Here is an 18,410-nt window from a genome sequence, read left to right on the forward strand (position 1 = left end):
AGCAACGCGAGGCTGCGACCGACAGCGCCGGGGACGACTAGCGTTACTCGGGCAATTCAGCCAAGCCATCAACATCGGTCATCGCCCGCTCCAGCAAGTCCGCTGGCAGGCTCTTGCTGGCCCGTGCGCCGAGCAGCTTGAGCTGCTCGCTGCGGCTGACCAGGTTGCCACGGCCCTCGGTCAGCTTGTTGCGGGCTGCGCTGTAGGCTTTATCCAACTGCTGCAGGCGATTGCCGACTTCGTCCAGGTCCTGGATGAACAATACGAACTTGTCGTACAGCCAGCCCGCACGCTCGGCGATTTCCCGGGCGTTCTGGCTCTGGCGCTCCTGCTTCCACAGGCTGTCGATCACCCGCAGGGTCGCCAGCAAGGTGGTCGGGCTGACGATCACGATATGCCGATCGAAGGCCTCCTGAAACAGGTTCGGCTCGGCCTGCAGCGCTGCCGAAAACGCTGCTTCGATGGGCACGAACAACAACACGAAGTCGAGGCTGTGCAGGCCTTCCAGGCGTTTGTAATCCTTGTCGGACAAGCCTTTGACGTGGTTGCGCAAGGATTGCACATGCTGCTTGAGAGCCGCCTGGCCCAGCGCCGCATCCTCGGCAGCCACGTACTGTTGATAGGCCGTGAGGCTGACCTTGGAGTCGACCACCACTTGCCTGTCGCCCGGCAGGTAGATCAACACGTCCGGCTGGAAACGCTCGCCATCCGGGCCCTTGAGATTGACCTGGGTCTGGTACTCGCGACCCTTCTCCAGGCCCGCATGCTCCAGCACCCGCTCCAGAATCAACTCGCCCCAGTTGCCCTGGGTTTTCTGGCCCTTGAGGGCTCGGGTGAGATTGGTGGCCTCGTCACTCAGGCGCAGGTTCAGTTGTTGCAGGCGCTCCAGTTCCTTGCCCAGGGAGAAACGTTCGCGCGCCTCGGCCTGATAACTTTCCTCGACGCGTTTTTCGAAGGATTGAATGCGCTCCTTCAGCGGGTCGAGCAACTGGCCCAGGCGCTGCTGGCTGGTCTCGGCAAAGCGCTGCTCGCGCTCATCGAAGATCTTCCCCGCCAACTCGGCGAACTGCGCGCGCAGCTCATCGCGCGAACCTTGCAGGTCGTGGAGGCGTTGCTGATGGCTGTCCTGTTGCTCACGCAATTCGGCCTTCAGCGAAGCGGCCTGGGCGTCCAGGCGCCGCAGCTCGGTCTCTTTGCTGTTGCGCTCGAGGTTCCAGGCATGGGCCGCGTCACGGGCGTTGTCGCGCTCTATCTGCAGCAGTTCGACTTCCCGGCGCACAGCCGCCAGTTCGGCTTGCTTGCTGGCGTTGGCTTGTCCCAGGTCGCTGATTTCATCGCGGCAGGCGTCCAGTTGCGCGCTCAGGCCGTCCTGGGCCAACTGGGCGGTACCCAGGCGCTCTTCCAGCAGCGCCCGGTCGGCCTGTGCCAGGCTCAAGCGCCGCTGCAGTTGCCACGCCAGAAACAACAACGGCAACCCAGCGCCCGCCAGACCGAGCAACACACTGGTCAAGTCCATAGCCATGACGACTCCTGCCGAAGAATTAAAGCCCGAAGGTTAACCAAGCCGCCCAGGCTTGGACAGCTCAGTCTTCGATCTGCCCGAGCTCGCGCAGGGCCCGCCGGTCACCGGCACGTGCAGCCTGGCGCAGCAGGTCCTGGCCAATGCGGCGGTCGCGGGCATTGCCACATTCGCGGCACATCAATTGACCCAGGCGACTTTGCGCGGCCACCACCCCTTCACGGGCAGGTGCCTTGAGCAAACGCCCGGCAAAATGTTTGACGTTGGGGTTATCGCCCAGGCGGGGACTGTCAAGCAGCCACTCGGCCACTCGCATTGACATGCGCTTGGGGGCGGTAACACCTGAGGGTGGGGAGGTAACAGACGTTGATACTGAGCGAAACTTCATAAAGCACTGTGGGACAGATCGGAAGGCGCGCCACTTTACTCCTTTTTTCGTACGGGTAAAGCCGAAAAAAACCCAGCACGCCCGTCCTAGAGCAAGCGCTCGGGACAATCCACAGAAGCTGTGGATAACTCAGTGGACAACCCGCCCCGAACTCGCCAGAAGCCCTGTGGAATGGGGCTCCCGCTCAAACTGACGATTTTTTCACCAATAAAAAAAAGCGATGTTTTTCATTGACTTAAATTTTCACTACAGGCACCCACTGTACCCAGTGGGGAAATGTCGGCGGGGTGACACCCTGCCCGGCTATTGTGCACAAGTACCTGTGCACTGGTTATATCACCGCACTTTTTGCGTGCGTTTTGCCAAGCAGAGGTAACAACCCAGCAAACGTAAGCAAATGTTTTTTGCCTAACACACTTCCCTTAAGCATTTCAATCCGTTAGTATCCGCAGCGTTAGTACCAAGCTGAAAGTCAATTCTGGTCGAACACCTCCCGCGGTATACCTTCCCTAAAGAGAAGCTTCTACCGACATCACGGGATCGACCACCTCGATGGTTTCCAGGTAACGCTTGCGACAACACAGCCTTTGAATCGAATGCAAAGGGTGTTGCGAAGCTCACTTACTCTGACCGAACCAACCTGCAAATTGATCAGGATCTTCACCCCGGGCCCAGAACCTTTGCCCTTGATGTGTTGCCTGCCCTCCTAAGTACCTACCTGCCGGCCCAAGCGCGCACATTTAATAGCGCTTCAACTGGCTGCTTTGTTCCAGTCGGGTTCTTCGTTCGATCAATGGTGATCGACGTTACTGGAACGTTTTAACGCTGCACGGATCAGATTCCGTGTCATTTGCAGGAACACCAATAATTATGTCGACTCAAATCCATACTCAGGATGCCATTCGCACCCTAACCAACGCTTTTGCCCCAATGAACTGCCTGATCATGGCCGCTCGCAAAGGCTGCTTCAGCTTCACGCTGGTCAACGAACACGGGATCGCTCGTCACAGCGAACGCCTGTATCCCGACCAGTACTCCAGCGCCGAGCCGCTGCAGGCCGTGATCGAGCGTACTCGCCAGGCACTGGTTGCCTGAGACGCGAGAAAGGCTGAACACCACAAGAGCCCCGCTGAAAATGCGGGGCTTTTTATTGCCTGATATTTCCCATCGCCCCACCCTGGCTTAAGCACCAACCGATATAACGGTTATAACTGCGAGCTGGAAATATTTTAAAAACAGTCCTTTACAGCAAGAATATGACACTACACTTCAACTCAAGCGGCATGATCCGCTTCCGGCGAGCCTGAGTCGACCTACCGCTGCCAAGCCCCCCCATTCAGGTATCGCCGCTCACTTAACGTTTCGAGGGCCTTATGGGTATCGCTGCCAGCGAACTGTGCCGTTTTGTGATCCGTCCTACCCTGATTTACCTGGGACGACATAGCACGACTGCCGAATCCCTGCTGCTGGGTGTTGCCGCCAGCCAGTCAGCCCTCGGCTCCGCCCTGCATGACCGCCGTGGCCACGGCCTGTACCGGATTGCCGAGCTTCGCCACCAGGCCCTGTGGGATGACTACCTGGCCCTGGATCCGGAACGTGCCAGCCTGGTGCGCGGCCTCGCCAGCCAGCATGCCTTTCTCAGTGGCCCGCACCTGGAACTGACGGTCAATCTGCGTTATGCCACGGCCATTGCCTGGCTGCTGATCGAAGAGCAAAACACCCCGCTGCCCGAACCCGACGACCTGTTGGGAATGGCCCGAATCTGGCGCCAGACCTTCCAACCCCAAGGACGCCTGCGCGACTTCACTTGTGCATGGCGCGACTGTGTTTCACCGATGAATCAGGTCGCCTGCTGACCGGGCAATTTGCAAGATCGGGGAAAATCCCGCGATTATGGTCGGATTGTCCTACAAAACGCTCTATCTCACGCATTACCGGCTATAGCGCTGAGTCGAAAATGTTGGTAATTTTCGCCCCGGTGATCACCCGGAGTTCTAATAATGAAAAAAGTCATGCTCAAAACCACCCTTAGCCTCGCCGTTACCTTGGCATCCACCCAGATCTTCGCAGCTGGCTTTGCCATCAACGAACAAAGCATCAGTGGGATGGGTACTGGTTTCGCCGGGCGTTCTTCTGTCGCCGATGATGCAAGCACAGTTTTCGGTAACCCTGCCGGCATGGCGCGCCTCAAGCGCGAACAAGTCACTGGCGGGGTCGCCATGCTCGATGCCCACACTGACATCAGCAATGCCAGTTCCAGCCCTAACAATGGCACCAATCAGGGCGACATGGTTCCGTTCATTGCCGTTCCCATGGGCTACTACGTCAAGCCGATCGATGACCAATGGGCCGTCGGCGTTGGCATGTACGCGCCATTTGGCCTGGTCACCGACTACGAGAACGGTTTTGCCGGCAAATACTTCGGCAGCAAGAGCGACGTTAAAGTCGTGACCCTGCAGCCAACTGTTTCCTACGCATTCAATGACAAGGTCTCCATCGGTTTTGGTCCGACCATCAACCGTATCGAAGGCAAGCTGGAATCCGACCTGTCGATTACCCAGGCTGCTCCCGATGGCCACGTGCGCATCAAGGGCGACGATACCGCCCTGGGCTACAACATCGGGATCCTGGCCCAGTTGACCGACAGCACCCGCGTCGGCCTGACCTACCACTCGAAAGTGAAGTACAAGCTCGAAGGCAACACCAAGGTCAACTACGGCCTGCTGCCGCTGGCTGGCCAGAGCAAGGACCAGAAGTACGACGCGTCCCTGGACCTGACCACCCCTGAGTCCGCGGACTTCTCGGTGACCCACGCTCTGGACGACCAGTGGACCCTGTACGCAGGCAGCACCTGGACCCGCTGGAGCCGCCTGAAAGAAATCACCGTAGAGAACAAGGGTGTACCTGGCGTGCTGGGCTCGCAGTTCGGTGAAATCACCGAAGAGCAGAACTGGCATGACACCTGGGCGCACGCCGTCGGTGCTTCGTACAAGCTGAACAAACAGTGGGTACTGCGTACCGGCCTGTCGTTTGACCAGGCCCCGACCAACAACGTCGATCGCTCCCCACGCATCCCGACTGGCGACCGTACCATCTTCAGCCTGGGCGCCGGCTGGAGCCCAACTGAAGACCTGACCATCGACATGGCCTACTCCTACCTCAAGGAAGAAGCCGTCAAGGTCAACAATCAGAACGATCGTGGCCAGAGCTACAACGCCAAGTATGAAAACTGGGCAAACGGCTTTGGTGTGGGCGCGACCTACCGCTTCTGATTCACGGCGCGCCTGAATGGCGCGCTTGCTGAACAGCAAAAAGCCCCGCTCTCTGGTTCAGAGGCGGGGCTTTTTAATGGCTGGCATTCAGGGTTTCGAGGCCAGGGCCTGCTCCACCGCCGCGATGAATTCCGGGCTTTCGGGTTTGGTCAGGCTGGAGAAGTTGGCAATCACCTTGCCCTGGCGGTCCACCACGTACTTGTAGAAATTCCACTTCGGCGAACTGCTTTGCTCGGCAAGCACCTTGAACAGATGGATGGCGCTGGCACCGCGAACTTTCTGCGGCTCGGTCATGGTGAAGGTCACGCCATAGTTGACGTAGCAGACCTTGGCCGTCTCCGCGCCATCCCCGGACTCCTGCTTGAAATCATTGGACGGCACGCCAAGCACTTCCAGCCCCTGCTCCTTGTAGCGCTGGTACAACGCCTCAAGGCCTTTGAACTGCGGAGCGAAACCACAGAAACTGGCGGTATTGACCACCACCAGCGGTTTGCCGGCAAAACGCTTGCACAGCTCAATGGATTCCTTGGCATGCAGCTTGGGCAGTGAGCCCGACAGCAGTGCCGGGCACTCAGCGGCCAACGTCGGACCTGCGACCAGCAACAGCAGGGCGGGAACAGCTAGCCAGCGCATCAGCATATCGGGTGTCCTCGAGAAATCGTCAGAGGGCGACGTTACTCGCCCTGCACGAATGATGGCAAGTGGCTATTTAGCAAGCTCCCAGTCCCAGCTGCATCATGGCCAGGCCGCCCTGATGCCAGCCCCACCAGGCCAGCGCCAGCAGCAGCGCGACAACCGCCGTCGCCACCAGCCTCAAGGCGATCCACCTCATGCCGCGCTCGCCTGGGCTTGCAGGCGCGCCACCGGACGCTCACGCACAGGCCAGTTCAAGGCAGCCGCCAACAGGCTGAGGAGAATCGCCACTTGCCAGATCAAGTCGTAGTTTCCTGTTCGGTCATACACCACCCCGCCCAACCAGCCACCGAGGAACGAGCCCAATTGGTGAAAGAGGAAGACGATACCTCCCAGCATAGAGAGATTTCGCACACCGAACAGGGTCGCCACCGTACCGTTGGTCAAAGGCACCGTCGACAGCCAGAGGAAGCCCATGGCCATGCCGAACAGGTAGGCGCTGGTCTGGGTGACCGGCATCCACAGAAACAGCCCGATCACCACCGCGCGCAGCAGGTACAGGCCGGTCAGCAGGCGCGGCTTGGACATGCGCCCGCCGAGCCAACCGGCGGTGTAGGTGCCGAAGATATTGAACAGGCCAATCAAGGCCAGCACCGTGGTGCCGACGGTGGCCGGAAGATGCTGATCCACCAGGTAGGCCGGCAAGTGCACACCGATGAACACCACCTGGAAACCACAGACAAAAAAGCCGAACGCCAGCAGCCAGAAGCCGGAGTGCGAACAGGCCTCGCGCAGGGCCTCCTTCAGCGTCTGCTCATGGCCCAGCACCGGCAGCGGCTTGTCCTTGAGCATGCTCACCAGCGGCACAATCAGCGCCACCAGCACGCCCAGCACCAGCAGCGCGCTGGACCAGCCGAGCCAGCCGATCAGGCCCAGGGTGCCGGGCAACATAGCAAACTGGCCGAAGGAGCCGGCAGCACTGGCGACCCCCATGCCCATGCTGCGTTTCTCCGCCGGCAAGGCCCGCCCAACCACGCCGAGAATCACCGAAAACGACGTCCCGGACAGGCCGATACCAATCAACAGGCCGGCGCTCAACGACAGTGACAGGGGCGAGTCGGACAGCCCCATGAACACCAGGCCCACCGCATACAAGACACCTCCCACCAGCACCACTTTCGCCGCGCCGAAGCGATCGGCCAGCGCGCCGGTAAAGGGCTGCGCCAGGCCCCAGATCAGATTCTGCAAGGCGATGGCGAAGGCGAACACTTCGCGCCCCCAGCCGAACTGCTCACTCATCGGCGGCAGGAACAGGCCGAAGCCATGCCGCACGCCGAGGGACAACGCCAGAATCAGCGCACTCCCAAGTAAAATCCAACCGCTGGTACGCCACATCGATGTCATTGTTATTCTCCAATCGCGGGTATATACCCGCTTAAACTCGAAAAAACCCGCTTCATGCGAGTTCGTCCAGCAAGGCCAGCAATGTTGCGCGCTTCTCGGCGCCCAACCGATCGATCAAACGTTGTTGCGCCGCCTCCCAGGCCGGCAAGGCCGCCGCCAGGCGCTCACGCCCGGCCTCGGTCAATTGCACGATGCGGTTGCGCTGGTCTTCACCCTCGACCATCCGCACCAGCCCCTCACCCTCCAACACCCGCAGGTTACGCCCCAGAGTACTGCGATCCAGCCCCATGGCCTCGGCCAGGGTGGAAATACTCGGCTGATCCAGGCGCTGCAGATTGCACAGCAAAGAATACTGGGCAACGTTGATCCCGAAGCCGTCGAGGGCGCCGTCGTAATGCCTGCTGACGCCACGGGCGGCGCGACGCAGGTTGGTGCATAAACACTGAGAGGCTAGCATGGTGCGTGTATATACCCGCGTTTAACTTTATGCAAGCTTTGCTTACGATTTTCGCCTCCCCTCAAACCAGCGCCAAAGCCATCAGCACCGCCACTTCCAGCAATTCCAGCAACGCCCCCGCCGTATCCCCGGTTGTCCCGCCAAGGCGGCGCATCATCAAATGACGCACGCCGGCGAACACCCCGACCGCCACCACCAGCGCAATCACTCCACCCCAGCCCGCGATCAGTACACAGGCCAGCGCACTGAGCAGCAGCACCCGCCGGCCGGCCTGGCGTGGCAAGTGGTCAGCCAATGCCTGCCCCAGCCCCCCCGCCCGCACATAAGGCGTCGTCAGGAACAAGCCGAGCAAGGCCGTGCGCCCGAGCAGTGGCGCGAGGATCAGCGCGACCGTGGCCTGCTGTTCGATCAGTGCCAGCAAGGCGGCGAACTTGAGTAGCAGCACCAGCACCAGGGTGACCACGGCAATCGGTCCGCTGCGTGGGTCTTTCATGATGGTCAGGGTGCGTTCGCGGTCACCAAAACCACCGAGCCAGGCATCAGCACTGTCGGCCAGGCCGTCCAGGTGCAAGCCGCCACTGAGCACCACCCAGACCGTCAGCAGGATGGCCGCGTGCAACAGCGCCGGCGCGCCCCCCAATAGTCCGTTCAGGCCCCACAACAGCCCACCAAACAACAGGCCCACCAGCGGATAAAACAGCAATGAGCGCCCCAGCTCCTGAGGTGACGGCATGCCCGGCAGGCGAATCGGCAGGCTGCTGAGAAATTGCAGGGCGATCCACATTGGCAACATGTCTACGCCTCTTCCCGAAGCATGGCGTCAGCCTCGACCCGCAGGAAAAACAGCCCGCCGTGGCCGACTTCGACGTTCAGCAACTGCTCGCGAGGCAGCCCGCGCGCGCGCGCCAGTAGCAGGCGCATGACACCGCCATGACTGACCAGCAACACCCGCTCACCGGCATAGGCCTGGTGCAAGCGCTGCACCGCCGCCAACACCCGCGCCGAAAAGTCGCTGACTGGCTCGCCCTCGGGCGGGGTAAAACCATAAGGGTCCGACCAGAAACGGCCAAGGGCATCAGCGTCAGTCTCCATCAACGCCGCCGCGCTGCACCCCTCCCAGGCGCCAAAATGCAGCTCTTGCAGGTCCTGCTCCAGGCTTACCGGCAGGCCCAGTTGCGCGCCCAGTTCCTCGGCAAACCGCGCACAGCGTTGCAGGGGCGAACTCACCAGGCGGTCCCAGGGGCCAGCGCCTACGACGGCGTCGCGCATCTGCTGCCAACCCAGTGGCGTCAGCGCGTCATCCAGACTGCCGCGCAGGCCGCCGCCCAGTTCGGTTTCACCGTGGCGTAGCAGGTCCAGGTGCAAGGTCATGCCGGGCGATCGGCAACCGCCGCCTCGGCAAAGGTCGCCATCTGCCCGTGCAGGTCGCAGGCCAGGCGCAACAAGGGCACCGCCAGCGCCGCACCACTGCCCTCGCCCAGGCGCAAGCCGAGTTCGAGCAGCGGTTGCGCGTTCAACGCTTGCAGGACATGCCGGTGACCCGGCTCCGCCCCGCGATGGCCGAACAGCAGCCACTCGCGACACGCAGGATTGAGGCGCACGGCAATCAGGGCCGCAACGCTGCAGATAAAGCCGTCCACCAGCACCGCCAGCCCCTCTTGGGCACAGGCCAGGTAAGCGCCGACCAGCGCGGCGATTTCAAAGCCGCCGAGGTTGAACAGGGTTTGCAACGGATCACCTCGCTGCGCCGCGTGCAAGGCCAGGGCGCGTTCGATGACCTGGGTCTTGTGGCTGACGCCCGCCGTGTCCAAGCCGGTGCCCGGGCCGGTGAGGTGGGCCACCGGGCAATCCAGCAAGGCACAGGCCAAGGCACTGGCCGCGGTGGTATTGCCAATGCCCATCTCGCCGCCGATGAACAGCTCCGCGCCTTCGGCCAGGGCTCGCAACACCGTGTCGCGCCCGGCTTGCAAGGCTTGTGCGCCTTGGGCCGGAGTCATCGCCGGGCCACGGGCGAAGTTGGCGGTGCCAGGGCCCAGGTGCAGGTGGCGCACCCCCGGCAGATTCAGCGAGGGGGTCACGGTGCCGAGGTCGACCACCTCCAGCCGGGCTTGCAGTTGGCGCGCCAGCACGCTGATGGCCGCGCCGCCGTTGACGAAGTTGCGCAACATCTGCCCGGTGACTTCCTGGGGAAAGGCCGAGACACCTTCGGCCACCACCCCGTGGTCACCGGCAAAAATCCCGATCCACAACTGGTTCACGCTCGGCTTGAGCCGGCCTTGCAACCCCGCCAACTGCACCGCCAGCGTTTCCAGCTGCCCCAGCGAACCGGCCGGCTTGGTCAGTTGCTGCTGCAACTGCTCTGCATCTTGCAGGGCTTGGCGATCAACGGCCTTGCACGGGTTCAGCCACCAGGATTGAGTCATAACGCAGTACCTTTCAAAGTCAGGGGCAGGCCGGCGACGGTCAATACGACACGCTGACAGCGCTCAGCCAGGGCTTGATGCAACCAACCGGCTTCATCGACATAACGGCGAGTCAATTCGCCCAGTGGCACGACCCCCATTCCGGTTTCGTTGCTGACCAGAATCACCTCTCCCGGCAACGACGCCAGGCAGTCCAGCAGGGCTTCACGCTCCTGGGCCAGACGCTCGGGGTTGTCGAGCATCAGCAGGTTGGTCAGCCACAGGGTCAGGCAATCCACCAGCAGGCAACGCTCGGCACTGGCGGTTTCGCGCAGTACCCGAGCCAGCGCCAGGGGTTCCTCGATCAAGCCCCACTCGGCCGGGCGGCGTGCCCGGTGATGGGCGACCCGGGCATTCATTTCGCCGTCCAGCGGCTGGCTGGTGGCAATGTAGGTCACCGCCAGGGAGCTGTCGGCGGCGAGCTTTTCAGCCAGGCGGCTTTTGCCGGAACGGGCACCGCCGAGGATCAATTGCAGCATGGTCTTTACCTTCTATGAGCGGTATCAGGGTCGGCAGCTCTGTGTAGGAGCGGGCTTGCCCGCGAAGAGGCCAGGCCGGTCAACCTACAAACCACAGAGCTCACGCAACAACCCGGTATCCAGATGCTTCTCCACCAGGTCCGCCAGGCGCTCGATATCGCGCTCGCGCAAGCCGTGATAATCGACTGCCTGCACATCCGCAAGCCCGGCCCAGCGCAACAGTGCACTGCACGCCGCCGGGGACTCGAACAAGCCGTGCAGGTAAGTCCCGAGGACTTGTCCATCGGCACTCTGGGCGCCATCGCTGCGGCCATCGTCGAGCAATACAGCAGGCTGCTCCAGCGCCACGCCGCGGGTGACCCCGGCATGAATTTCATAACCACTGACCTCGGCGTTTTCCAAGACCAGGCGACCACGCACATTGCGCAGTTGCTTCTCGGCCTCAAGCACCGTGTCGAAGGCCAGCAAGCCGAGCCCGGCACTGGAGCCCGCGGCCCCTTCCAGGCCCAGCGGATCATGCAACTGCGTGCCGAGCATTTGCAGGCCACCGCAGATGCCCAGCAGCTTGCCGCCGTAGCGCAGGTGACGGGCGATGGCGGTGTCCCAGCCATTGGCGCGCAGGTACGTAAGGTCGCTGCGCACGCTCTTGGAGCCCGGCAGGATGATCAGGTCAGCAGGCGGTATCGCCTGGCCCGGCCCGACGAATTGCAGGTCGACCTGGGGGTGCAGGCGCAGCGGATCGAAGTCGGTGTGGTTGCTGATGCGCGGCAATACCGGCACCACCACCTTGAGTACCTGTTCGGCCTTGTCGGCCTGGCGCTGGTCGATGCCGTCCTCGGCCTCCAGGTGCAGGTCCATGACATACGGCAAGACTCCGATCACCGGCTTGCCGGTCCGCGCCTCCAGCCAGTCCAGGCCCGGCTGCAGCAAGGCGATGTCACCGCGAAAACGGTTGATGATGAAGCCCTTGACCCGCGCCTGCTCACTGGCCGAGAGCAACTCCAGGGTGCCCACCAGATGGGCGAAGACGCCACCACGATTGATGTCGGCAATCAATACCACCGGGCAATCGACAGCCTCGGCAAACCCCATGTTGGCGATGTCGCCGGCCCGCAGGTTGATCTCGGCCGGCGAGCCCGCCCCTTCCACCATCACCAGCGGATAGGCCGCGCTCAGGCGTTGGTGCGAGGCGAGCACCGCCTGCATGGCGATGGCCTTGTAGTCGTGGTAGGCGACGGCATTCATGCTGGTCACCGCGCGCCCGTGAATGATCACCTGGGCACCGGTATCGCTGTTGGGCTTGAGCAGCACCGGGTTCATGTCGGTGTGGGGTTCGAGGTTCGCGGCCTGGGCCTGTACCGCCTGGGCCCGACCGATTTCGCCACCGTCGGCGGTGACAGCGCTGTTGAGTGCCATGTTCTGCGGCTTGAACGGCACCACCGGCACTCCCTGGCGCGTCGCCCAACGACAGAGCGCCGTGACCAGAGTGCTTTTGCCGGCATCGGACGTGGTGCCTTGAACCATCAACGTTGGCATGGGGTTTCCTTGGCGTAGGCGACAAAGGCCCGCTCCAGGCGCAACCAGTCGGTTTCGTCGGCTGGCAGGCCGAAGCGCAGGCTGCTGTTGTGGCTGAACAGGCGCAGCAAAATGCCCTGGCGCGCCATGAATTCATACAAGTGCTCGGCCCGTTCGGTGCTCAACCACTGGAACAGCGCGCAGCCGCCCTGAGGCTTGAAACCATGGCGCTCCAGCAGTTCGACCAGGCGTTCGCTCGCCTCTTCGCTACGCTGGCGTTGCCGGCGATGACCTTCGCTGTCGAGCAGGCAGGCCTGCCCCAGCACCCGCGTCGGCCCGGCAACCGCCCAGGGGCCCACCTGCTCAGCGAGCAGATTGAGCAGCCGCCGTTCGGCCAGGACAAACCCCAAGCGCACCCCAGCCAGGCCGAAGAACTTGCCGAAGGAGCGCAACACGATCAGCCCGACCTGATGGGCGAAAGACGCCAGGCTCAGGTGCGGGGTGTTGTCCATGAACGCTTCGTCCACCACCAGCCAGCCGCCTCTCTGCGCCAAGCGGGCATGCCAGTCGAGCAGGCGCTCCGGGGTCAGGCTAAGGCCCGTGGGATTGTTGGGATTGACCACCACCAGCACGTCGAGGTTGTCGATGAAAAATTCCACCTCCTGCTCCAACACCTCGCGCACGATGTAACCGTTACGCCGCCAGGCTTCGGCGTGTTCGGCGTAACAAGGCGACAGTACGCCGACCTTGCCGGCCCGCCGCAAACGCGGCAGCAACTGGATGGCCATCTGCGAACCGGCGACCGGCAGCAACTGAGTCGCGCCATAGTATTGCCGGGCGGCCTGCTCCAGGCCGTCCTCGGTTTCCGGCAAGCGGGCCCAGGCCCTGGCGGGAATCGGCGGGATGTCCCACGGCCAGGGCGCCAGCCCGCTGGAGAGGTCGAGCCAGTCGGCTTCGGCAATCCCATAGTGCAACGCCGCCTTGCGCAGGCGACCACCGTGTTCAAGCATAAAACTCAGCCCCCACACAGAGGATCAACAGCCATAACCATACCCCGCGCTGGACCAACTGCCAGCCACGGTCGATGGAGCTGGCGTCCGCCGGCACGCCTTCGCCCAAGGGTGGACGCTGGTGCAGCTCGCCATGATAGATCGCCGCCCCGCCCAGCTCGACGCCCAGCGCCCCAGCCCCGGCAGCCATCACCGGGCCGGCATTCGGGCTGTCCCAGGTCGGTCCCTGGGTGCGCCAGCACTTGAGGGCCAGCCGGGTCTTGCCGAGCACAGCGTAGGTCAGGGCCACCAGGCGTGCGGGAATGTAGTTGAGCACGTCGTCGATTTTCGCCGCCGCCCAGCCGAAGCGCTCGAAACGTTCGTTGCGATAGCCCCACATGGCATCCAGGGTATTGCTCAGGCGATACAGCACCACCCCGGGCGCCCCGGCCACGGCAAACCAGAACAGCGCGGCAAACACCGCGTCGCTGCCATTTTCCAGGACCGACTCGGTGGCCGCGCGAGCCACTTCAGTGGCGTCCAGCTCACTGGTCTGGCGGCTGACCAGGTAACTGACACGGGTGCGCGCTTCGTCCAGGTCATCGCTGCGCAGCGCCTGGGCCACCGGCTCGACGTGTTCGCCCAGGCTGCGCAAGCCCAGGGCGCAATACAGGGCCAGGATCTCGACGATCCAACCGAGGTAGGGTAGCCAGGACAACGCCGTGGCCAGCAGGGTCAGCGGCACCACGGCCAGCACCCACGCGGTGACTCCATGACTGCGCCAGCCACGCCCGGCAGAATTGAAACGCTGCTCGATGCGCCCGGCAAATCGACCGAACGCCACCAGCGGATGCCAGCGCTTGGGTTCGCCCAGCAGCGCATCCAGCGCAACGGCAGCGACACTCAACAACGCCACACTCATTGATTCACTCCCCAGACATTTTCGTACAGCAGTTCATGCAGCGGACGCACGTGCGCCCAGCCTTCAAGGGCCAGCATCGGCGCCGGGTAAAAGGCCTTGACCGGGCCCAGGCAGAGAATCGCCACGGGCTTGGCTCCGGCCGGCAGTTGCAACAGATCGGCCAGTGCCTGGGGCTCGAACAGCGAAACCCAGCCCATGCCCAGACCTTCGGCACGGGAGGCCAGCCAGAGGTTCTGGATTGCACAGGACAACGACGCCATGTCCATTTCCGGCAAGGTACGGCGGCCGAAAATATGCCGTTCGCGATCGTCCATCAACGCGGCAACCAGCACTTCGGCGCAGTCATTGATGCCTTCGACCTTGAGTTTCATGAACTCATCGCTGCGCTCGCCGAGGGCTTCGGCGGTGCGGATGCGCTCCTCCTCCACCAGCGCCTGGAGCTGCCCGCGCAAGGTCCGGTCGCTGATGCGAATGAAGCGCCATGGCTGCATCAGGCCAACACTGGGCGCCTGATGCGCAGCTTCAAGCAAACGACGCAGCAGCTCAGGCTCCACCGTGCCACCGCTGAAGTGGCGCATGTCACGGCGCTCGGCGATGGCGCGGTAAACCGCTGCGCGTTCGACTTCGCAGAATGCGTTATTGCTCATGGCCTCTTCGCGAGCAAGCTCGCTACCACCGGGTCTGGCGCAAACAACGCGGCTACAGCGCTGGGATTGGACGGAAAATAAAAGTGCACATAAGAAGCCGTCATCCGCCCCTCACGATAAACCGCCTCCGCTCCTCGCCCGCCGTTCGGGCTCAGTCCACGCGCAATCGGCTCAAGCTCGGTGCTGGTCAGGGAATGGTGATAGGTGTGCCCACGCAACGCGCCTTCCGGCAGCTCGACCGCCTGCAGCGCCAGCGCCGCCAGACGTTTTTGCATCGTCGCATCGCCTTTGAGCAAACCCACCAGTTCGGCCCGCGTGCCTTCCACGTCGGTCAGGGAATCCAGCAGATACAGCATGCCGCCGCATTCGGCGAGCAGCGGCTTGCCGGCGGCGTGATGGCCACGAATGGCATCGAGCATCGCGGTGTTGCCTGACAAGGCCACATGGTGCAATTCCGGGTAGCCACCAGGCAGGTACAGGCTATCTGCCTCTGGCAACTGGCTGTCGCGGATCGGCGAGAAGAACCGCAGCTCGGCGCCCATCGCACGCAATAAGTCCAGGCTCGCGCCATAGGTGAAAGCAAAGGCTTCATCCCGGGCCACGGCGATCCGCACACCGGCCAGCAAAGGCTCGACTGGGATCACCTCGGGCGCGGCAAATTCCACTGCGGGCGGCAAGGCCACCTGGCAACTGCTACCCAAGGCCTCGGCGGCTGCATCGAGGCGCAGGTCGAGGTCGTTCAGCTCACTGGCTTGTACCAGGCCCAGGTGCCGGCTCGGCAATTCAATCCCGGTTTCCCGGGACAATGCGCCATACCAACGCAAGCCTTCGGTAAGGCTGCCTTCGAGTAACTGAGCGTGGCGCAGGGTGCCCACCCGATTGGCCAGCACGCCGGCAAATGGCAGGTCCGGCTGATAACGCGCCAGGCCCAACGCCAGTGCACCAAAGGTCTGGGCCATGGCGGTGCCGTCGATCACCCCCAGCACCGGCACGCCGAAGTGGCGCGCCAGGTCAGCACTGGACGGGGTACCGTCGAACAGGCCCATGACCCCTTCGATCAGGATCAGGTCAGCCTCGGCCGCGGCTTCCCACAACAGCCGGCGACTTTCCTGCTCGCCGACCATCCACATGTCCAACTGATACACCGGCTGGCCACTGGCACGTTCGAGAATCATCGGGTCGAGAAAATCCGGGCCGCACTTGAACACCCGGACCTTGCGCCCCTGATTGCGGTGCAAACGGGCCAGGGCCGCGGTGACGGTGGTCTTACCCTGCCCGGAGGCTGGCGCGGCGATCAGTACCGCCGGGCAAAAACGACTGCTGGTCATGAAAAGAGGCTCACAGCTCGACGCCTTTTTGCGCCTTGATCCCGGCCTGGAACGCATGCTTGATCACGCCCATTTCGGTGACGGTGTCAGCCAGTTCGATCATTTGCTCTTTGGCCGCGCGGCCGGTAACCACCACGTGTTGCATCGGCGGGCGGGCTTGCAGGTCGCTGAGCACCTGATCGAGATCGAGGTAGCCATGCTTGAGGGCGATGTTCAGCTCATCGAGCACCACCAGGCCGATGGCCGGGTCGCGCAGCAGTTCGCGGGACACCTGCCAGGCGGCCTCGGCAGCGGCGATATCACGCTGGCGGTCCTGGGTTTCCCAGGTGAACCCTTCGCCCATCACATGAAACCGCACCTGCTCCGGGAAGCGCCGGAAGAACAGCTCCTCGCCCGTGCTGTTGCGGCCCTTGATGAACTGCACCACACCGCACTGCATGCCATGGCCCATGGCGCGGGCGAGCATGCCGAACGCCGAACTGCTCTTGCCTTTGCCGTTGCCGGTCAGCACCAGCAGCAGGCCACATTCGTTGGGTGAGTTGGCAATACGCTCATCGATCACGGCTTTTTTGCGCTGCATGCGCGCCAGATGGCGTTCGTCACGATCAGGGGAATCAGTCATGGGGGAGCTCTCCGTTGAGGCTGGATAACGGCGGGCAGGCATAGAAATAGACGGCAAGAAGCCTGGCATCGCCCACCGTGATGCCGCTGGATGGATCAGGCCGGTCTCCGGGCTCATGAGTGGCGCGCTGGCCGGACGACGCGCCTTCCCATATCGGACACCGATACAGTGGCTCAAAGCGTCGTTTTCACTCATTTACCGTTGCGGGGGCAGCGCCGGGATCGTCACCCGTTCTGTCATAGAACGCGCGCTCACCGGCTTCCCTGTTTCACTCGATCGACCCTGGGGTCACCGAGCACCTGAAACAAGTCGCGAAGGTTAGTGGGTTGGGGGTGGAGCGTCAATTAAAGCCGGGCTAATCGGCAGCAAGAATGCAAAGCGCCACCTGACGAATTGAACCTAAGGTCATGCTGACGCCTCTATGGCTTAAGCAGTGCATTCAAAGGGAGAGCCGCATGTCCACGTCCCGCCTCGTTGGTGTCATCGCCCTGGCCGCAGGCCTGGTCGCCTGTGGAGAATCCTCGAGCCTCAGGGTCGAGGATGGCACCGGGCCTTCGCCCAAGCTGCCTGAACCCAACAAAACCCTGATACCGACGGTCAACATCGCGCCCGCTGTCGGCTGGGCCAATGGCGCCAAGCCGACCGCAGCGCCCGGCACCCAGGTAGTCGCCTTTGCCGAAGGATTGGAGCATCCGCGCTGGCTCTACGTGCTGCCCAACGGCGATGTACTGGTCGCAGAAACCAATGCGCCAGCCAAGCCTGAAGATGGCAAGGGCATCCGTGGCTGGGTCATGGGCAAGGTCATGGACCGCGCTGGGGCCGCGGTGCCCAGCGCCAACCGCATCACCCTGCTGCGCGACAGCAACCACGATGGCGTGGCCGAAACCCGCAGCAGTTTTATCGAAAACCTCAATTCGCCGTTTGGCATGACCTTGGTCGGCAACGACCTGTACGTCGCCGACACCGATCGTTTGCTGCGCTTCAACTATGTCGAGGGACAAACCTCAATCACCACCAAACCCATGAAAGTCATCGACCTGCCCGGTGGCACGCTGAATCACCACTGGACCAAAAACGTCATTGCCAGCCAGGACGGCAGCAAGTTGTATGTCACGGTGGGCTCCAACAGCAATGTCGGGGAAAACGGCCTGGAGCAGGAACAGGGCCGCGCCGCTATCTGGGAGGTGGATCGTGCCACCGGCAATCAGCGGATTTTCGCCTCCGGCCTGCGCAATCCCAACGGCATGGCCTGGGAACCGAGCTCGGGCAAACTGTGGACGGCGGTCAATGAGCGAGACGAGATCGGCAGCGACCTGGTGCCGGACTACATTACGTCGGTCAAGGATGGCGGCTTCTATGGCTGGCCGTTCAGCTACTACGGCCAACACGTCGATGTCCGCGTCAGCCCGCAAGATCCGGATCAGGTGGCCAAGGCCATCGCCCCGGACTACGCAGTGGGCCCACACACAGCCTCCCTGGGCCTAGCCTTCGCCGAAGGCAGCACGTTGCCAGCCCCGTTTACCGAAGGCGCGTTTATCGGCCAGCACGGCTCGTGGAACCGCAAACCGCACAGCGGTTACAAAGTGATCTTCGTACCCTTCAGTGCCGGCAAGCCAAGCGGGGAACCGCTGGATGTGCTCAGCGGCTTCCTCAACCAGGACGAAGAGGCCATGGGGCGGCCGGTGGGAGTGGTGATCGATCGGCAGGGTAACTTGCTGGTGGCCGACGATGTGGGCAACAAGGTGTGGCGGGTATCCGCCCGCCAATGACCGC

Annotated in this window: 20 protein-coding genes and 1 riboswitch; of the genes, 4 read left to right on the plus strand and 16 right to left on the minus strand. The window is 62.7% G+C overall.

The features are described from left to right. Positions 1–43: 43 nt before the first annotated feature. Positions 44–1,408: a DNA recombination protein RmuC gene (rmuC, locus tag QMK50_RS07030; RefSeq protein ID WP_320334500.1), complete on the minus strand. Its 1,365-nt coding sequence runs from the start codon at positions 1,406–1,408 to the stop codon at positions 44–46. A 175-nt stretch (positions 1,409–1,583) separates the two neighbouring features. Further along, the gene (locus tag QMK50_RS07035) at positions 1,584–1,907 is read right to left on the minus strand and encodes a hypothetical protein (RefSeq protein WP_095170322.1); all 324 of its coding nucleotides are present in this window, start codon (positions 1,905–1,907) and stop codon (positions 1,584–1,586) included. Between the two features lie 870 nt (positions 1,908–2,777). Here QMK50_RS07035 and QMK50_RS07040 point away from each other — a divergent pair. The 3 genes from QMK50_RS07040 to QMK50_RS07050 all read left to right on the plus strand — a co-directional run bounded on the left by QMK50_RS07040 (position 2,778) and on the right by QMK50_RS07050 (position 5,179). Beyond that, positions 2,778–3,002, plus strand: a complete 225-nt coding sequence (locus QMK50_RS07040) for a hypothetical protein (RefSeq protein ID WP_007898912.1) — start codon at positions 2,778–2,780, stop codon at positions 3,000–3,002. 278 nt (positions 3,003–3,280) lie between these two features. Next, positions 3,281–3,763 carry a hypothetical protein gene (locus tag QMK50_RS07045; protein WP_095170323.1) on the plus strand — a complete coding sequence of 161 codons (483 nt, stop codon included), beginning with the start codon at positions 3,281–3,283 and terminating at the stop codon, positions 3,761–3,763. Positions 3,764–3,907: 144 nt separating this feature from the next. Continuing rightward, the gene (locus QMK50_RS07050; RefSeq protein WP_320332835.1) at positions 3,908–5,179 is read left to right on the plus strand and encodes an OmpP1/FadL family transporter; all 1,272 of its coding nucleotides are present in this window, start codon (positions 3,908–3,910) and stop codon (positions 5,177–5,179) included. Between the two features lie 87 nt (positions 5,180–5,266). Here QMK50_RS07050 and QMK50_RS07055 read toward each other — a convergent pair whose 3' ends face one another. From QMK50_RS07055 to cobO, 14 genes are all read right to left on the minus strand, one after another. Continuing rightward, on the minus strand, positions 5,267–5,818 hold the full coding sequence (locus tag QMK50_RS07055; RefSeq protein ID WP_320332836.1) for a glutathione peroxidase: 552 nt from the start codon (positions 5,816–5,818) through the stop codon (positions 5,267–5,269). Positions 5,819–5,888: 70 nt separating this feature from the next. Beyond that, the gene (locus tag QMK50_RS07060; RefSeq protein WP_256585528.1) at positions 5,889–6,011 is read right to left on the minus strand and encodes a hypothetical protein; all 123 of its coding nucleotides are present in this window, start codon (positions 6,009–6,011) and stop codon (positions 5,889–5,891) included. After that, positions 6,008–7,207, minus strand: coding sequence for an MFS transporter (locus QMK50_RS07065; protein ID WP_162530236.1), 1,200 nt, complete (start codon positions 7,205–7,207; stop codon positions 6,008–6,010). Before QMK50_RS07065 ends, QMK50_RS07060 begins: the two co-directional genes overlap by 4 nt. Positions 7,208–7,268: 61 nt before the next feature. Continuing rightward, complete coding sequence (locus tag QMK50_RS07070) at positions 7,269–7,673, minus strand: MarR family winged helix-turn-helix transcriptional regulator (RefSeq protein ID WP_095170327.1); 405 nt, start codon at positions 7,671–7,673, stop codon at positions 7,269–7,271. A 61-nt stretch (positions 7,674–7,734) separates the two neighbouring features. After that, positions 7,735–8,466 carry an adenosylcobinamide-GDP ribazoletransferase gene (locus QMK50_RS07075; protein ID WP_159997462.1) on the minus strand — a complete coding sequence of 244 codons (732 nt, stop codon included), beginning with the start codon at positions 8,464–8,466 and terminating at the stop codon, positions 7,735–7,737. 2 nt (positions 8,467–8,468) lie between these two features. Beyond that, positions 8,469–9,044 carry an alpha-ribazole phosphatase family protein gene (gene cobC, locus QMK50_RS07080; protein ID WP_320332837.1) on the minus strand — a complete coding sequence of 192 codons (576 nt, stop codon included), beginning with the start codon at positions 9,042–9,044 and terminating at the stop codon, positions 8,469–8,471. After that, the gene (gene cobT, locus QMK50_RS07085) at positions 9,041–10,096 is read right to left on the minus strand and encodes a nicotinate-nucleotide--dimethylbenzimidazole phosphoribosyltransferase (protein ID WP_320332838.1); all 1,056 of its coding nucleotides are present in this window, start codon (positions 10,094–10,096) and stop codon (positions 9,041–9,043) included. Before cobT ends, cobC begins: the two co-directional genes overlap by 4 nt. Further along, entirely contained in the window at positions 10,093–10,614 is a 522-nt protein-coding gene (cobU, locus tag QMK50_RS07090; protein WP_320332839.1) for a bifunctional adenosylcobinamide kinase/adenosylcobinamide-phosphate guanylyltransferase, read from the minus strand. The genes cobT and cobU overlap by 4 nt, the downstream gene beginning before the upstream one ends. Before the next feature lie 84 nt (positions 10,615–10,698). Continuing rightward, positions 10,699–12,150, minus strand: coding sequence for a cobyric acid synthase (locus QMK50_RS07095; RefSeq protein WP_320332840.1), 1,452 nt, complete (start codon positions 12,148–12,150; stop codon positions 10,699–10,701). Then, positions 12,138–13,139: a threonine-phosphate decarboxylase CobD gene (cobD, locus tag QMK50_RS07100; RefSeq protein ID WP_320332841.1), complete on the minus strand. Its 1,002-nt coding sequence runs from the start codon at positions 13,137–13,139 to the stop codon at positions 12,138–12,140. Before cobD ends, QMK50_RS07095 begins: the two co-directional genes overlap by 13 nt. Continuing rightward, positions 13,132–14,040 carry an adenosylcobinamide-phosphate synthase CbiB gene (cbiB, locus tag QMK50_RS07105; RefSeq protein ID WP_095170334.1) on the minus strand — a complete coding sequence of 303 codons (909 nt, stop codon included), beginning with the start codon at positions 14,038–14,040 and terminating at the stop codon, positions 13,132–13,134. Before cbiB ends, cobD begins: the two co-directional genes overlap by 8 nt. Next, the gene (gene bluB / locus QMK50_RS07110; RefSeq protein ID WP_320332842.1) at positions 14,037–14,687 is read right to left on the minus strand and encodes a 5,6-dimethylbenzimidazole synthase; all 651 of its coding nucleotides are present in this window, start codon (positions 14,685–14,687) and stop codon (positions 14,037–14,039) included. Before bluB ends, cbiB begins: the two co-directional genes overlap by 4 nt. Further along, positions 14,684–16,015: a cobyrinate a,c-diamide synthase gene (locus tag QMK50_RS07115; protein WP_320332843.1), complete on the minus strand. Its 1,332-nt coding sequence runs from the start codon at positions 16,013–16,015 to the stop codon at positions 14,684–14,686. The genes bluB and QMK50_RS07115 overlap by 4 nt, the downstream gene beginning before the upstream one ends. A gap of 10 nt (positions 16,016–16,025) precedes the next feature. Beyond that, complete coding sequence (gene cobO / locus QMK50_RS07120) at positions 16,026–16,637, minus strand: cob(I)yrinic acid a,c-diamide adenosyltransferase (protein WP_095170337.1); 612 nt, start codon at positions 16,635–16,637, stop codon at positions 16,026–16,028. An 80-nt stretch (positions 16,638–16,717) separates the two neighbouring features. After that, a riboswitch (cobalamin riboswitch) is annotated at positions 16,718–16,955 on the minus strand. A 137-nt stretch (positions 16,956–17,092) separates the two neighbouring features. Here cobO and QMK50_RS07125 point away from each other — a divergent pair. Beyond that, positions 17,093–18,406 carry a sorbosone dehydrogenase family protein gene (locus QMK50_RS07125; protein WP_320332844.1) on the plus strand — a complete coding sequence of 438 codons (1,314 nt, stop codon included), beginning with the start codon at positions 17,093–17,095 and terminating at the stop codon, positions 18,404–18,406. Positions 18,407–18,410 lie beyond the last annotated feature (4 nt).

It is taken from the genome of Pseudomonas sp. P5_152 (assembly GCF_033989915.1).
In the GTDB taxonomy this organism is placed as follows: Bacteria; Pseudomonadota; Gammaproteobacteria; order Pseudomonadales; family Pseudomonadaceae; genus Aquipseudomonas.

Excerpts from the sequence above, each read along its gene's own strand:
- QMK50_RS07125 (WP_320332844.1), top strand. The coding sequence starts at position 17,093 with ATGTCCACGTCCCGCCTCGTTGGTGTCATCGCCCTGGCCGCAGGCCTG.
- QMK50_RS07045 (WP_095170323.1), top strand. The coding sequence starts at position 3,281 with ATGGGTATCGCTGCCAGCGAACTGTGCCGTTTTGTGATCCGTCCTACC.
- QMK50_RS07065 (WP_162530236.1), bottom strand. The coding sequence starts at position 7,207 with ATGTGGCGTACCAGCGGTTGGATTTTACTTGGGAGTGCGCTGATTCTG.
- QMK50_RS07095 (WP_320332840.1), bottom strand. The coding sequence starts at position 12,150 with ATGCCAACGTTGATGGTTCAAGGCACCACGTCCGATGCCGGCAAAAGC.
- cbiB (WP_095170334.1), bottom strand. The coding sequence starts at position 14,040 with ATGAGTGTGGCGTTGTTGAGTGTCGCTGCCGTTGCGCTGGATGCGCTG.
- QMK50_RS07050 (WP_320332835.1), top strand. The coding sequence starts at position 3,908 with ATGAAAAAAGTCATGCTCAAAACCACCCTTAGCCTCGCCGTTACCTTG.
- cobT (WP_320332838.1), bottom strand. The coding sequence starts at position 10,096 with ATGACTCAATCCTGGTGGCTGAACCCGTGCAAGGCCGTTGATCGCCAA.
- QMK50_RS07115 (WP_320332843.1), bottom strand. The coding sequence starts at position 16,015 with ATGACCAGCAGTCGTTTTTGCCCGGCGGTACTGATCGCCGCGCCAGCC.
- QMK50_RS07070 (WP_095170327.1), bottom strand. The coding sequence starts at position 7,673 with ATGCTAGCCTCTCAGTGTTTATGCACCAACCTGCGTCGCGCCGCCCGT.
- cobC (WP_320332837.1), bottom strand. The coding sequence starts at position 9,044 with ATGACCTTGCACCTGGACCTGCTACGCCACGGTGAAACCGAACTGGGC.
- QMK50_RS07040 (WP_007898912.1), top strand. The coding sequence starts at position 2,778 with ATGTCGACTCAAATCCATACTCAGGATGCCATTCGCACCCTAACCAAC.
- bluB (WP_320332842.1), bottom strand. The coding sequence starts at position 14,687 with ATGAGCAATAACGCATTCTGCGAAGTCGAACGCGCAGCGGTTTACCGC.
- QMK50_RS07055 (WP_320332836.1), bottom strand. The coding sequence starts at position 5,818 with ATGCTGATGCGCTGGCTAGCTGTTCCCGCCCTGCTGTTGCTGGTCGCA.
- cobD (WP_320332841.1), bottom strand. The coding sequence starts at position 13,139 with ATGCTTGAACACGGTGGTCGCCTGCGCAAGGCGGCGTTGCACTATGGG.
- QMK50_RS07060 (WP_256585528.1), bottom strand. The coding sequence starts at position 6,011 with ATGAGGTGGATCGCCTTGAGGCTGGTGGCGACGGCGGTTGTCGCGCTG.
- cobO (WP_095170337.1), bottom strand. The coding sequence starts at position 16,637 with ATGACTGATTCCCCTGATCGTGACGAACGCCATCTGGCGCGCATGCAG.
- QMK50_RS07075 (WP_159997462.1), bottom strand. The coding sequence starts at position 8,466 with ATGTTGCCAATGTGGATCGCCCTGCAATTTCTCAGCAGCCTGCCGATT.
- cobU (WP_320332839.1), bottom strand. The coding sequence starts at position 10,614 with ATGCTGCAATTGATCCTCGGCGGTGCCCGTTCCGGCAAAAGCCGCCTG.
- QMK50_RS07035 (WP_095170322.1), bottom strand. The coding sequence starts at position 1,907 with ATGAAGTTTCGCTCAGTATCAACGTCTGTTACCTCCCCACCCTCAGGT.